The 12,451-nt window shown below is 52.2% G+C and carries 14 protein-coding genes and 3 tRNA genes; 10 read left to right on the forward strand and 7 right to left on the reverse strand.

What is annotated here, in order from left to right; genetic code table 11:
- Positions 1-231: 231 nt before the first annotated feature.
- Entirely contained in the window at positions 232-969 is a 738-nt protein-coding gene (locus IB212_RS03110; protein ID WP_188246123.1) for a LuxR C-terminal-related transcriptional regulator, read from the forward strand.
- Positions 966-1,601, forward strand: coding sequence for a DNA-binding transcriptional activator BglJ (gene bglJ / locus IB212_RS03115; RefSeq protein WP_041911299.1), 636 nt, complete (start codon positions 966-968; stop codon positions 1,599-1,601). Before IB212_RS03110 ends, bglJ begins: the two co-directional genes overlap by 4 nt.
- 40 nt (positions 1,602-1,641) lie before the next feature.
- On the opposite strand, the gene IB212_RS03120 is transcribed toward bglJ, so the two are convergent.
- Entirely contained in the window at positions 1,642-2,100 is a 459-nt protein-coding gene (locus tag IB212_RS03120) for a YbaK/EbsC family protein (protein ID WP_023331967.1), read from the reverse strand.
- 328 nt (positions 2,101-2,428) lie between these two features.
- Here IB212_RS03120 and IB212_RS03125 point away from each other — a divergent pair, with 328 nt between their 5' ends.
- Complete coding sequence (locus tag IB212_RS03125) at positions 2,429-3,775, forward strand: PTS sugar transporter subunit IIC (protein ID WP_028015425.1); 1,347 nt, start codon at positions 2,429-2,431, stop codon at positions 3,773-3,775.
- A 96-nt stretch (positions 3,776-3,871) separates the two neighbouring features.
- Here the strand turns inward: IB212_RS03125 and fhuF are convergent, their stop codons facing one another.
- Both fhuF and IB212_RS03135 read right to left on the reverse strand, forming a co-directional pair.
- The gene (gene fhuF / locus IB212_RS03130; RefSeq protein ID WP_028015426.1) at positions 3,872-4,660 is read right to left on the reverse strand and encodes a siderophore-iron reductase FhuF; all 789 of its coding nucleotides are present in this window, start codon (positions 4,658-4,660) and stop codon (positions 3,872-3,874) included.
- Between the two features lie 94 nt (positions 4,661-4,754).
- Complete coding sequence (locus tag IB212_RS03135; RefSeq protein WP_188246122.1) at positions 4,755-5,819, reverse strand: GGDEF domain-containing protein; 1,065 nt, start codon at positions 5,817-5,819, stop codon at positions 4,755-4,757.
- Positions 5,820-6,035: 216 nt separating this feature from the next.
- On the opposite strand from IB212_RS03135, the gene IB212_RS03140 reads away from it, so the two are divergent.
- On the forward strand, positions 6,036-6,305 hold the full coding sequence (locus IB212_RS03140) for a DUF1435 domain-containing protein (RefSeq protein WP_032644970.1): 270 nt from the start codon (positions 6,036-6,038) through the stop codon (positions 6,303-6,305).
- Between the two features lie 41 nt (positions 6,306-6,346).
- Here the strand turns inward: IB212_RS03140 and IB212_RS03145 are convergent.
- The 4 genes from IB212_RS03145 to rsmC form a co-directional block, all read right to left on the reverse strand.
- Positions 6,347-6,433: transfer RNA gene (locus IB212_RS03145), tRNA-Leu, on the reverse strand.
- Positions 6,434-6,466: 33 nt separating this feature from the next.
- A tRNA-Leu gene (locus tag IB212_RS03150) sits at positions 6,467-6,553 on the reverse strand.
- A 28-nt stretch (positions 6,554-6,581) separates the two neighbouring features.
- Positions 6,582-6,668 (reverse strand) — tRNA-Leu (locus IB212_RS03155).
- Positions 6,669-6,842: 174 nt separating this feature from the next.
- Positions 6,843-7,871, reverse strand: a complete 1,029-nt coding sequence (gene rsmC / locus IB212_RS03160; RefSeq protein WP_041911297.1) for a 16S rRNA (guanine(1207)-N(2))-methyltransferase RsmC — start codon at positions 7,869-7,871, stop codon at positions 6,843-6,845.
- A gap of 102 nt (positions 7,872-7,973) precedes the next feature.
- Between rsmC and IB212_RS03165 the strand changes: the two genes are divergently transcribed.
- The 6 genes from IB212_RS03165 to IB212_RS03190 all read left to right on the forward strand — a co-directional run bounded on the left by IB212_RS03165 (position 7,974) and on the right by IB212_RS03190 (position 12,384).
- A complete protein-coding gene (locus tag IB212_RS03165; RefSeq protein ID WP_041911296.1) occupies positions 7,974-8,387 on the forward strand; it encodes a DNA polymerase III subunit psi in 414 nt (137 codons plus the stop codon).
- Entirely contained in the window at positions 8,356-8,799 is a 444-nt protein-coding gene (gene rimI / locus IB212_RS03170; protein ID WP_028015431.1) for a ribosomal protein S18-alanine N-acetyltransferase, read from the forward strand. The genes IB212_RS03165 and rimI overlap by 32 nt, the downstream gene beginning before the upstream one ends.
- Positions 8,800-8,818: 19 nt before the next feature.
- Positions 8,819-9,496 carry a pyrimidine 5'-nucleotidase gene (yjjG, locus tag IB212_RS03175; protein ID WP_041911295.1) on the forward strand — a complete coding sequence of 226 codons (678 nt, stop codon included), beginning with the start codon at positions 8,819-8,821 and terminating at the stop codon, positions 9,494-9,496.
- Between the two features lie 91 nt (positions 9,497-9,587).
- On the forward strand, positions 9,588-11,177 hold the full coding sequence (gene prfC / locus IB212_RS03180; RefSeq protein ID WP_028015433.1) for a peptide chain release factor 3: 1,590 nt from the start codon (positions 9,588-9,590) through the stop codon (positions 11,175-11,177).
- A 300-nt stretch (positions 11,178-11,477) separates the two neighbouring features.
- A complete protein-coding gene (osmY, locus tag IB212_RS03185) occupies positions 11,478-12,095 on the forward strand; it encodes a molecular chaperone OsmY (protein WP_028015434.1) in 618 nt (205 codons plus the stop codon).
- A gap of 127 nt (positions 12,096-12,222) precedes the next feature.
- Positions 12,223-12,384, forward strand: a complete 162-nt coding sequence (locus IB212_RS03190; protein ID WP_003856556.1) for a DUF1328 domain-containing protein — start codon at positions 12,223-12,225, stop codon at positions 12,382-12,384.
- Positions 12,385-12,451: the final 67 nt, after the last annotated feature.

The raw sequence follows: 12,451 nt of genomic DNA on the forward strand, positions 1-12,451 counted from the left end.
ATAAAATATTTGTATTTAGAAATTCTAATTTTATTTTGTTGTTATTTTAATGTCTGCACAATTAAATTGATTTGCGCTTTGTGAGATATTAGCGCTGTTTTAGGCATTTCCTAAACTAAGAACATATCTCATCTTCTGCTTGTATTAATCTTTTTATACTCAGGGAAGAAAATATTTATACCCTGGTGCGTTTTACATGACGCACCGAAGGAAAATGGACACGGAGGGTCTATGTTGTCGTTGCTTGGTAAGCATGGCGTTGTCATTAGCCGGATACCCGTCATGCAGAATGGGTTAGGGGACGTGATGGCACGTCATTTCCCCGATTTTGAATTGACCTACTGCCGCTCACTGCAGGAGTTAACCCTGCTTCAGTTGCGCCGCGCAGATGTGATTATCGCCGACGTTTCAGGCGAATACAGGAACCCACGGGGTACGCTCGAAGAGTATTACCGCTTACTGAACCAGTACCGGGAAATCCACTGGATCTTTTTGGTCTCCCGGCCGTTTTACCCTATTGCCGTTGAGCTGCTTATGCGGCCGGAAAGCACGCTGCTTTCTGATATGGAACCTATCGAAGGTGTCGTTAACGCTATCCGGGCAGGGAGTGAACGCGCAGAACGGATAAGCCAGACGTTATTAACCCCAGAACCTGAGGAAAGTGAGGATGACGACGAACACTTTATTGCGCTCACGCACTCAGAACGTAAGGTGCTTCGCCTGTTAGGCAAAGGGTGGGGGATTAACCAAATCGCTACGTTGCTTAAAAAGAGCAATAAAACGATCAGTGCGCAGAAAAACAGTGCGATGCGAAGGCTGTCATTGCGGAGTAATGCCGATATGTACGCCTGGATCAACAGTACACAGGGAATGAGAGAGCTGAGTTTAATGTCAGCCTATGGAGAGTTCGAGGAATGGAAAAAACCGATTCAACAAGACATATCGCCATCATCGAAAATTGCTCGATGAGTGCGGTCGGGCTGCAGCATCTTTTTACGCAGCCTGAACTCAGCCAATATCAACTGCACCTGTTTAATGATTTTGATGGCTTTAAGAAAGCACTGCAACACGTGAATTTTTTCTCGCTGATCTATTCGCTTTCCGATGCGCGAGAAGAACGACGTAACTGCCTGGCGCATCTGCGGGATCTCGCGTTTACGCATAGCCATATTCAGCGCATTATCCTGGTCTCGGATGAGATGGAGGCGAGATTGATTAGCCATCTTTCGCCTTCACGTCTTCACGGTGTGGTCAGTAAATCGGTGACCCTTGAACACCTGCTGAAGGAGTTAGTGGTATTGTTGAGCGAAACGCTGCGCATTAATGACAATATGCTTAACCACTGGTACTGCAGTCAGAACCGGATGTTAAGCCCAACGGAAAGAGCAATTTTACGTTATATGTCATGCGGATATTCCATTCCCGAAATCGCGGCGCAGCTTGAACGCAATATCAAGACTATTCGCGCGCATAAGTTTAATGCGATGGTGAAGCTAGGGGTGAATTCTGACGTAGGATTGCTTGATGCAGCGGATATTCTTACCCATCTTCCGGTTAGAGAACCGCGAACTGTGGGGCTAAGCAAACCGACATTTTTGTAACCTGTACCTTTTGCGCGCCAGATATGCCCTGGCGCGTCATTCAGATGCACACATCAACCCACTTTGCTGAAGTCAGCTCTGCCATTCTGTCCGGAGAAATACGTACGGCACTATGGATAGCGCCAGCGGCGGGGAGCACTTCAGCGTATTGTTTTAAAGAGATATCGCAGTAAACCGCAAGTGGGTTTTCAAGCCCAAACGGGCAGACGCCACCAACGGGATGACCCGTCACGGTAACCACTTCATCACTGCTGAGCATGCGTGCTTTCGCGCCAAACGTGTCTTTCAGTTTTTTGTTATCCAGACGCGCATCACCCTTCGCCACCACCAGAATCACCTCATTTTTAACCTTCAACGATAGGGTTTTGGCGATTTGTCCCGGCTCTACACGGTGGGCGGCAGCAGCCAGCGCAACGGTAGCCGTACTCTGGCTAAGTTCTATTACCTCTATTTCCGGCGCGTTGTCGGCAAAAAACTGCTGTACGGACTGCAAACTCATTGTTTCCTCCTGACAAATATCCTGCGTAATCTGTCATAAGAATTTATGCTCTGTAAATATCTCTTAAGTAACAAATATCCAGGATGGCTGATTTCTGGATCCTCTTCACAATCACAGAAACCGGTTACAGTAACCGGTTGCAGAGCGTGATGCGTAGATTAATACTGAGTATGTAACGTCCCCTGTATCCAATAATAAGAGCCAATTATGAAACCATTTCGTCTGAGCAGTACCGCTGGTACGCAAGCCAGCAAGGTTGTGAAGCTGATTTATGGAACAACGTGCGGCGCGAGCGCGCCTGTAATAAACGTCTGACAGGAGATCAACCATGTCTGCCAACCATGCTGCGTTTAATCTGATATTCCGTTTCGTTGAAAATTACGTGAGCCCGATCGCCGGGCGGATCTCGTCCCAGCGTCATGTCATGGCTATCCGTGATGGGTTCATCTCCGCGATGCCGTTCATGATTGTGGGTTCATTTTTATTAGTGTTTGCTTACCCACCGTTTTCGCCTGATACCACCTGGGGTTTCGCACGCGCCTGGCTGGATATGGCGAAGCAGTTTGAAGGCCAGATCCTGACGCCGTTTGATATGACGATGGGCATTATGTCCATTTATATCTGCGCGGCCATCGCCTATAACCTTGGCAAACATTATGTCAAAACGCACCAGCTGGATCCGTTCATGTGCGCCATGCTGTCGCTGATGGCGTTTCTGCTGGTTGCCGCCCCGAAAACCAAAGGCACGCTTCCCGTCGACAGCCTGGGTGGAACGGGTATTTTTACCGCCATTCTGGTGGCAATTTACTGCGTTGAAATGATGCGTTTCCTGAAGGCGCATAACATCGGTATTCGCCTGCCGGACCAGGTGCCGCCGATGATCAAAAACTCCTTTGACCTGCTGATTCCGGTGCTGGTGGTGGTGTTAACGCTTTATCCGCTGAGCCTGGTGATTCAGTCTCAGTTTGACATGCTGATCCCGCAGGCAATTATGTCCATCTTCAAGCCTCTGGTTTCCGCGGCGGATTCGCTGCCCGCGATCCTGCTGGCGGTGTTGATTGGTCATCTGCTGTGGTTCGCCGGGATCCACGGAGCGGCTATTGTCTCCGGGATGCTGCAGATGTTCTGGCTGACTAACCTCGGAGCGAACCAGACCGCGCTGGCTGCCGGCCATCCTCTGCCACATATTTTTATGGAAGCCTTCTGGACGTTCTTCATCGTGATTGGCGGGTCGGGTGCGACGATGGGTCTGGTGATTTGCTATCTGCGCAGCCGTTCAGCGCATTTACGCTCTATTGGCCGATTGAGCGTGGTGCCCAGCTTCTTCAACATCAACGAACCCGTTATCTTCGGTACGCCGATCGTAATGAACCCGGTGTTCTTTATTCCGTTCCTGCTAGCCCCGATGGTTAACGCCGTGCTGGCCTGGGCGGCGATGACGTTTGATCTGATTGGTCGTGTTATTTCAGTGGTTCCCTGGACGGCACCGGCGCCGATAGGCGCAGCATGGGCCCTGGGCTGGGATTTCCGCGCGGCTATCCTGGTTGTGGTTCTGGCCTGCGTGTCGGCAATCATCTACTACCCGTTCTTCAAAGTGTACGAGAAGCAGCTGCTGGAGCAGGAAGCGGAAGAAGCACAGCGTAATGGGGAAGAGGACAATCAGCAGGTGGCTTAAAGACCTTGTGCCGGGTGGTGGCTGCGCCTTACCCGGCCTACGAGTCGAGGTTTTTGTAGGCCCGGTAAGCGAAGCGTCACCGGGCAATTCACTGCACTACTTCAGCGTGCAATCCCCGCACTGCTTAACGTCCGGCAGGCGATAGCGCTGGCAGCAGGTACGGCGTACCAGAAGCCCGTCACGGAGCACAACGGTACGGAATAACGGATTATCGCGACCATCGGAAAGCTGTTTGGCAAAGAAGCAGGACTGGCGCAGGGCCTCCACTTTCTCATCGCCAAGCAGCGGCTTCATTTCTGTTAAATACCAGTGAATTAAATACCCGGTATTACTCCAGATAAGCTTCCCGTTGATCTCGCCCGTTGCTTCAAGCGCCTCTACCACTGGGATCAGGGCCTGGATGACAAGCTGTTCCAGACGTTCCTGAGCAGAGAACTGCTCTGCGCCGCGATCTTCGTGCAGATCAATCCAGAAGCAGGCTGCTCGGCCAGTTTCGTGGAACTCGACGTGAAAATGATCCGGGGAGAGCGCCAGCATGCTCTTTTGGGTTAATACCGCCAGCATGAGTGGGGGAACCATCAGCCCGATATACCACTGTGCCCACAGGGAAAGCAGAGGTTTATTTTCCCGCGTTAGGGTCGGCTGATTGCGATAGATATGGTCGGAATAGGTTGCAAGCAGCGACTGCAGCGTAGAGGGCTGCTGCCACTCAGCGAGCGTCATGGCGTGGTGCGGGGGCGCTTCATCAAGCCTGATAAAGTCCAGCAGGTGGGCGCGCGTCTTAGCAATCTTGTCCCGTATGGCATCCGCAAGCGACGCATTCCCGCTGGTGAGGGGCGCTCGCCAGAGGAGTGGTTCAACGATGTGTGCGGTATGCGTAGCCATAGTTGAGATAGAAATCTAAATGATAATGATTGCCAATCCTAACTATTGCTCATACCAATGGCAAGACTTTTGTCCTGATTAACCGAAGACGCGCTTAAGCGGTTTGTAGTTCTTCACTCAGCAGAATGTTATTGCGACCTAAATGCTTTGCTTCATAGAGGGCTCTGTCCGCTCTCTCCAGAGCGCTTTCCACATCCTCGTTTTCGAAAATGGCAATACCGATGCTGATGGTGACATTGGTGGCGACGCTTTCGTTGAACAGATGGGGGATTTTCAAATCATAGACTTTCTGACGGATCCGCTCTGCCGTATGGCGGGCGTGTCCAAGTGAAATATTCGTCAGCAGCACCATGAACTCTTCCCCACCGAAACGCGCCACAATATCGCGCGAACGGACGGCATCACGAATTGCCGCAGAGACGCGCTTCAGCGCCTGGTCACCCATCATATGGCCATAATGGTCGTTATAGGCTTTGAAGTGGTCGATATCCATCAAAAGAACAAAATGTTCGCCGTTTTCTACCGCCGGCAGGTTCTCCAGACGGCTCTGCAGGCCGCGACGATTATAGAGCCCGGTTAGCGGGTCCATCATACTCAGATCGGTCAGAGTTTCCCGTTCTTCCAGCAGGCGAGAGAGCAGCTCCTGGGCGAAGCGATCGTTGCGCCGTTGCAAAATGTTATGAATAGCAATAGCCACCACAGGAAGTGCGAAAGAATAGGACATTCTTAGCCATATATCCTGGTCACTTAACCACAGGCAGACAATAAAGGCGGGGAGCGAGTGCAGCGTAAATGCTTTGATATTACTGGCGAAGGCCAGCGTTCCGATAAAAAGCACCGTGAGTAAAGCTATTATCAAATACATCGCCTGGTCATGGGTAATTAGCGAAAATTTCGAATCTATTTGCCAGGCCCACAAAATACCAAAGATTGCTGAAACGGCAGGAATATTTATCTTCCGCGCGCGCTTTTTCCAGTGCCAGACGAACAGGCCAGTACTGATCGCGAAAATAGCAATCAGAGGGGCAGAAAACACGCGTACAGAATAGAGCGGGTTTGTTACCGAGAACACGGCTGACGTTGCGTTCAGAAATAAAAATAAACGTAACGATAATTGATATTTTTTTTGAACCAAAGACCGCCAGGATTGTGATGTCATAGTCGTGCGTTTTTATTAAAACTTAATTAAAACAGATGAATAGGTGTGGTTTCGCACTTAATTATGCAAAAAACTCAAAGCGTAGTTATAAGAAAAACTTTATGTGTAGTTAACAGGTGAGCAATTTATCACCTTAGGAAATTTCTGTCATTCTACATAAGGGGAAAGGGCGATTTTTTTTGCTTCACTGCACTGACAAATGATAATTTTTATCATATGATATTGTTTATCATTATCGTTATGAAAGGGCGATGTATGTTGAACAGGGCGCTGGGAAGTGCATGGGGAGTATTGCTGCCGGGCGTAATCCTTGGCGGTTTGATGTTTGCCGATCTCTCCATCGAAAGCTGGAAGGCCATCATTGTGTCAGGGCTGCTGATGACGTCAGGCATGATCTGGCACAAGCACCTACGCCATTATGTGTTACTGCCATCATGCGTCGCATTAGTCAGCGCAATTCTGGTGATAATGATGAGTTTGAAATAACAGGGAAAATAAGAGGTATTACAGAAGGGAGATAAGATAATTGGTGCGAGGGGGGGGACTCGAACCCCCACATCCGTAAGGACACTAACACCTGAAGCTAGCGCGTCTACCAATTCCGCCACCTTCGCACAGTCATCTTACTATTTTTGATATCGCCTCGTTGGTGCGAGGGGGGGGACTCGAACCCCCACATCCGTAAGGACACTAACACCTGAAGCTAGCGCGTCTACCAATTCCGCCACCTTCGCCCAGTGCGAGCAATATCAACGTGATTTATGGTGCGAGGGGGGGGACTCGAACCCCCACATCCGTAAGGACACTAACACCTGAAGCTAGCGCGTCTACCAATTCCGCCACCTTCGCATACCATCGATACTGTAAAAGTATCGTAACCACGGAGGCGCATTCTAGATGTTTTCAGCTTTACGTCAACAGAAAAGTGCGCACCTTTTATTGATTGCTGCAAAAATGGACGGAATTGCGACGCCTGCTTGCCGGATGGCGCTGGCGCTTATCCGGCCTGCATTGTATGGCGAATTATTTCTTTGCCTGAAGCGTCATCACGGTGCGGTAGACCTTAAAGCGGCCCGTCTGGGCGATCACTTCGTGGAAGCCGAAGGTTTCGTCCAGCACTTTCGGGTACGCCAGGAAGGCGTTCGCCACGATGCGCAGCTCGCCGCCGCTGTTGAGGTGACGAGTCGCGCCACGGATCAGGGTTTGCGCAGCTTCGAGGCTGGTTTCCATCCCGTCGTGGAACGGCGGGTTAGAGATGATCATGTCAAAGCGGCCGGTGACGTCAGAGAAGACGTTGCTGGCAATCACGTCTCCTTCAATGCCGTTGGCCGCAAGCGTTGCGCGGCTTGCTTCAACCGCCGGGGCGCTCACGTCACACAGCGTTAAACGCACTTTTGGTGAATGGCTGGCAAGCACCGTTGAAAGCACGCCCGCGCCGCAGCCCACGTCCAGCACTTTGCCTTTGGTGTGCGGTGTCAGGGTGGAGAGCAGCAGCTTGCTGCCCGTATCCAGCGCGTCACGGCTGAAGACACCCGGCAGGGTTTTGATGGTCAGGCCGTCAAGCTGGTACTCGTCCCAGTATGCCTGCGCATCAAACGTTGTCTGTTTTTCCAGACGGCCATGATACAGACCGCAGCGGCGCGCGCTGTCGACTTTGGTCAGCGGCGCGTAGGCTTCCAGCATCTGCTCGGCGCTACGGACACCGCTGCGGTTTTCACCGACCACGAAAATATCGCAGCCAACCGGCAGCAGGGAGAGCAGGTTCATCAGCTGGAACTGGGCTTCCGGCTTGTTCTTCGGCCAGTAGTAGATCAGCGTATCGCAGTCGGCAATATCGCTCTGCTCCGCCACCAGGCTGAAGCGTGCGCGCTCGCCCATCTGGCGGCTCAGCACCTGCCAGTGGTGGTAGTATTGGGTGTGGGCACGGCTTTCAGCACAGTCAAAACGCGCGGGCAGGTCATCCTGCATATCTCCGGCAAACAGAATACGGCTTTCTTCGAAATCATCACTGTGACGCAGCAAGATTTCACTTGCCGGGGTAAATGCAGACATGAATTGTTCCTCAATAAACTCAGGCGGGGATTATAGTAGGTAGATGGCGCACTTTCGACACATTTGCTATATTTGCGCGCCTGAGAGACAGGAGTTATCCCTATGACATCCCGACGAGACTGGCAGTTGCAGCAGCTGGGCATCACCCAGTGGGCTTTGCGTCGCCCGACGGCGTTGCAGGGCGAAATCGCCATCTCCATCCCCGCGCACGTTCGGCTGGTGATGGTGGCGGAAGAACTGCCTGCCCTGAATGAGCCCCTGATCGGTGATGTCCTTCGCAGCCTGAAGCTGACGCCCGACCAGGTCTTACAGCTGACGCCGGAACGGGTTGCCATGCTTCCTCCTGATAGCCGCTGTAACAGCTGGCGCATCGGAGAGACAAACGACATCTCTCTTCAGGGGAGCCAAATCAGCTCACCAGCGCTGGACGAGCTGAAAGCCAATCCAAAGGCGCGCAGCGCGCTATGGCAACAAATCTGCGAATATGAACACGATTTCTTCCCTCACGACGCCTGACCTGACCGCAGCGTTCGCGATTGAAACACGCGCCCACGCCTTTCCGTGGAGCGAAAAAACGTTTGCCAGCAATCAGGGCGAGCGCTATCTGAACTACCGTCTGGACGTTGACGGCACCCTGGCCGCGTTTGCCATCACGCAGGTGGTTCTTGACGAGGCGACGCTGTTTAACATCGCCGTCGACCCGGCGTTTCAGCGCCGTGGGCTGGGCAGAGAACTGCTTGAGCATCTCATTCGTGAGCTCGAAACCCGCGACGTTTTCACCCTGTGGCTGGAGGTGCGCGCGTCGAATGTCGCCGCCATCGCGCTCTATGAAAGCTTAGGCTTTAACGAGGCGACAGTCCGACGTAACTACTACCCCACCGCAGAGGGACGTGAAGACGCCATTATCATGGCTCTGCCAATTGGATAACGAATATAAGGTTGTAACGATGAAATGGGACTGGATTTTCTTTGATGCCGACGAAACGCTGTTTACGTTTGACTCGTTCGGCGGCCTACAGCGGATGTTTCTCGACTATAGCGTGACCTTCACCGCCGAAGATTTTCAGGACTATCAGGCGGTCAACAAGCCGCTGTGGGTGGATTACCAGAACGGTGCCATCACTGCGTTACAACTTCAGCACCAGCGATTTGACGTCTGGGCGGAGCGCTTAAAGGTTAGTCCGGGCACGCTGAACGAGGCTTTCCTTAACGCCATGGCCGATATCTGTGCGCCCCTGCCGGGCGCGGTTTCCCTGCTGAATGCGTTGAAAGGCAAGGTGAAACTGGGGATCATCACCAACGGTTTTACCGCGCTGCAGCAAATCCGCCTTGAGCGCACCGGCCTGCGCGATCATTTTGACGCACTGGTGATCTCGGAAGAGGTCGGCGTGCCGAAACCGGATCCGCGAATTTTCGATTATGCGCTGGCGCAGGCCGGTAATCCCGACCGCGATCGCGTGCTGATGGTGGGTGATACCGCAGAGTCTGATATTCTTGGCGGTATGAAGTCAGGTTTGTCGACCGTCTGGCTGAATGCGCATGGCCGCGTGAAGCCTGAAGGCATCGAGCCAACCTGGACCGTCACGTCATTGACCGAACTGGAGCAACTCCTGTGTAAACAATGATTGCCTGCCCCCCGTTGATGGGTAAAATAGCCGCAATTTTGTATTCCATGATGCGTGGCGTGCTGCCGCGCTTATAAAAGAAGATTTAATTATGACGTTGTCTCCTTATCTGCAAGAGGTGGCCAAGCGCCGTACTTTTGCCATTATCTCGCACCCGGATGCCGGTAAAACGACCATCACCGAGAAGGTGTTGCTGTTCGGACAGGCGATCCAGACTGCGGGTACCGTTAAAGGCCGTGGCTCCAGCCAGCATGCAAAATCTGACTGGATGGAGATGGAAAAGCAGCGTGGTATTTCGATTACCACCTCCGTGATGCAGTTCCCGTATCACGACTGCCTGGTGAACCTGCTGGACACCCCGGGGCACGAAGACTTCTCCGAAGATACCTACCGTACCCTGACGGCGGTGGACTGCTGTCTGATGGTGATCGACGCCGCGAAGGGTGTAGAAGATCGTACCCGCAAGCTGATGGAAGTTACCCGTCTGCGCGATACGCCGATCCTCACCTTTATGAACAAACTCGACCGTGACATCCGTGACCCGATGGAGCTGATGGATGAAGTGGAAAACGAGCTGAAGATCGCCTGTGCGCCAATCACCTGGCCAATTGGCTGCGGTAAGCTGTTCAAAGGGGTTTATCACCTCTATAAAGACGAAACTTACCTGTATCAGACCGGTAAAGGCCACACCATTCAGGAAGTGCGCATTGTGAAAGGTCTGGACAACCCGGATCTCGATGCCGCCGTTGGCGAAGAGCTGGCCGCGCAGTTGCGCGACGAGCTGGAGCTGGTGAAGGGTGCGTCTCACGAGTTCGACAAAGAACTGTTCCTGAGCGGCGAAATTACCCCGGTCTTCTTCGGTACCGCGCTGGGTAACTTCGGCGTTGACCACATGCTTGACGGTCTGGTGGAGTGGGCACCTCAGCCGATGCCGCGTAAAACCGACACCCGCGAAGTGGAAGCGAAAGAAGAGAAGTTCACCGGCTTCGTCTTTAAAATTCAGGCCAACATGGACCCGAAACACCGCGACCGCGTGGCCTTCATGCGCGTGGTGTCCGGTAAGTATGAGAAGGGCATGAAGCTGCGCCAGGTGCGCATCGGTAAAGATGTCGTGATTTCCGACGCGCTGACCTTTATGGCGGGCGACCGTTCGCACGTTGAAGAGGCATATCCGGGCGACATCATCGGTCTGCACAACCACGGTACGATCCAGATCGGCGATACCTTCACCCAGGGCGAGATGATGAAGTTCACGGGTATTCCGAACTTCGCACCGGAGCTGTTCCGTCGCATTCGTCTGCGCGATCCGCTGAAGCAGAAACAGCTGCTGAAAGGCCTTGTTCAGCTCTCTGAAGAGGGTGCCGTCCAGGTGTTCCGTCCAATCGCCAACAACGATCTGATTGTCGGCGCGGTCGGTGTGCTGCAGTTCGACGTGGTGGTTGCGCGCCTGAAGAGCGAGTACAACGTGGAAGCGATTTACGAATCGGTCAACGTGGCGACAGCGCGCTGGGTTGAGTGTTCTGACGTGAAGAAATTCGAAGAATTTAAGCGTAAGAACGAAATTCAGCTGGCGCTCGATGGCGGCGACAACCTGACCTATATCGCGCCAACGATGGTCAACCTGAACCTGACGCAGGAACGTTATCCAGACGTTCAGTTCCGCAAAACGCGCGAACACTAATCCCCTCCCGGAGCACGGCAATCGCCGTGCTCTTCTTTTATTCCTGTCTTATTAGTCCCTTGCGGAATGTTCTTAATTCACCGCAAATTCACGCTATTCGCGCGTTTTTTACGCAATTCTGAAAGCGGCATTGTGAGAGTGATCTATATTTAACTCAGTGTTTAGCACCGGGCATGGATGAATTAACTGTTCAATGCATGTCGATTGGTTCTCCATTTCACCCGTGTGTTTATTCGCGATATATAAAACTACTAAGGAAGTATTTAGCCCGAATAACGGGTAAAACACAGGAATACATCGATGAATATGACAAGACTGAAGATTTCTAAAACTCTGCTGGCTGTAACACTGGGTAGCGTTCTGGTTAGCGGTTCCGCCCTGGCGGAAAGCAGCACCATGGATAAAGCACAGTCCACGGCCGACACCGCAGGGCAAAAAATCGATAGCTCTATGAATAAAGTCGGTAATTTCATGGACGACAGCTCTATCACAGCAAAAGTGAAAGCCGCACTGGTGGATGATGAAGCCATCAAGAGCACCGATATTTCCGTTAAGACCGACAAAAAGGTCGTTACCCTGAGTGGCTTTGTTGAAAGCCAGGCCCAGGCCGAACAGGCTGTGAAGGTGGCGAAGGGTGTCGAAGGTGTCGCATCCGTGAGCGATAAACTGCACGTTCGCGACGGTAAAAACGCCTCGGTGAAAGGTTATGCCGGTGATGCCGCTACTACCAGCGAAATCAAAGCTAAACTGTTAGCAGATGACATCGTGCCGTCTCGTAAGGTGAAAGTGGAAACCACCGATGGCGTGGTTCAGCTTTCCGGTACGGTTGATTCACAGGCGCAAAGTGAACGCGCCGAGTCAATTGCGAAAGCCATTGATGGTGTTAAAAGCGTTAAAAACGATCTGAAAACGAAGTAATTCTGGACCATTCGCCCGTAAGGTTTAACCCTGCGGGCGAAATAAGAACGACTCTGGAAAAACGCCGGTGAGTGACCTGAGCGCTCACGTTTAGCGGCCGACATTAACTATGGTAAAGGAGAAGCTTATGTTTCGTTGGGGCATTATATTTCTGGTTATCGCGTTAATTGCCGCCGCATTGGGCTTTGGTGGTCTGGCAGGTACAGCGGCATGGGCAGCTAAAATTGTCTTCGTCGTCGGTATTATTCTGTTCCTGGTCAGCCTGTTTACGGGTCGTAGACGTCCGTAGCAAACGCAATATTCCTTCAACAAAATAAAGCCAGTCACTGCGACTGGCTTTTTCTTATTTGCGTTAC

The sequence above is a fragment of the Enterobacter sp. E12 genome (assembly GCF_014596715.2).
In the GTDB taxonomy this organism is placed as follows: Bacteria; Pseudomonadota; Gammaproteobacteria; order Enterobacterales; family Enterobacteriaceae; genus Enterobacter; species Enterobacter bugandensis.

Bases quoted from the DNA above. Each gene is read 5' to 3' on its own strand.
- IB212_RS03110 (WP_188246123.1), top strand. From the start codon at position 232: ATGTTGTCGTTGCTTGGTAAGCATGGCGTTGTCATTAGCCGGATACCC.
- bglJ (WP_041911299.1), top strand. From the start codon at position 966: ATGAGTGCGGTCGGGCTGCAGCATCTTTTTACGCAGCCTGAACTCAGC.
- IB212_RS03120 (WP_023331967.1), bottom strand. From the start codon at position 2,100: ATGAGTTTGCAGTCCGTACAGCAGTTTTTTGCCGACAACGCGCCGGAA.
- IB212_RS03125 (WP_028015425.1), top strand. From the start codon at position 2,429: ATGTCTGCCAACCATGCTGCGTTTAATCTGATATTCCGTTTCGTTGAA.
- fhuF (WP_028015426.1), bottom strand. From the start codon at position 4,660: ATGGCTACGCATACCGCACACATCGTTGAACCACTCCTCTGGCGAGCG.
- IB212_RS03135 (WP_188246122.1), bottom strand. From the start codon at position 5,819: ATGACATCACAATCCTGGCGGTCTTTGGTTCAAAAAAAATATCAATTA.
- IB212_RS03140 (WP_032644970.1), top strand. From the start codon at position 6,036: ATGATATTGTTTATCATTATCGTTATGAAAGGGCGATGTATGTTGAAC.
- rsmC (WP_041911297.1), bottom strand. From the start codon at position 7,871: ATGTCTGCATTTACCCCGGCAAGTGAAATCTTGCTGCGTCACAGTGAT.
- IB212_RS03165 (WP_041911296.1), top strand. From the start codon at position 7,974: ATGACATCCCGACGAGACTGGCAGTTGCAGCAGCTGGGCATCACCCAG.
- rimI (WP_028015431.1), top strand. From the start codon at position 8,356: ATGAACACGATTTCTTCCCTCACGACGCCTGACCTGACCGCAGCGTTC.
- yjjG (WP_041911295.1), top strand. From the start codon at position 8,819: ATGAAATGGGACTGGATTTTCTTTGATGCCGACGAAACGCTGTTTACG.
- prfC (WP_028015433.1), top strand. From the start codon at position 9,588: ATGACGTTGTCTCCTTATCTGCAAGAGGTGGCCAAGCGCCGTACTTTT.
- osmY (WP_028015434.1), top strand. From the start codon at position 11,478: ATGAATATGACAAGACTGAAGATTTCTAAAACTCTGCTGGCTGTAACA.
- IB212_RS03190 (WP_003856556.1), top strand. From the start codon at position 12,223: ATGTTTCGTTGGGGCATTATATTTCTGGTTATCGCGTTAATTGCCGCC.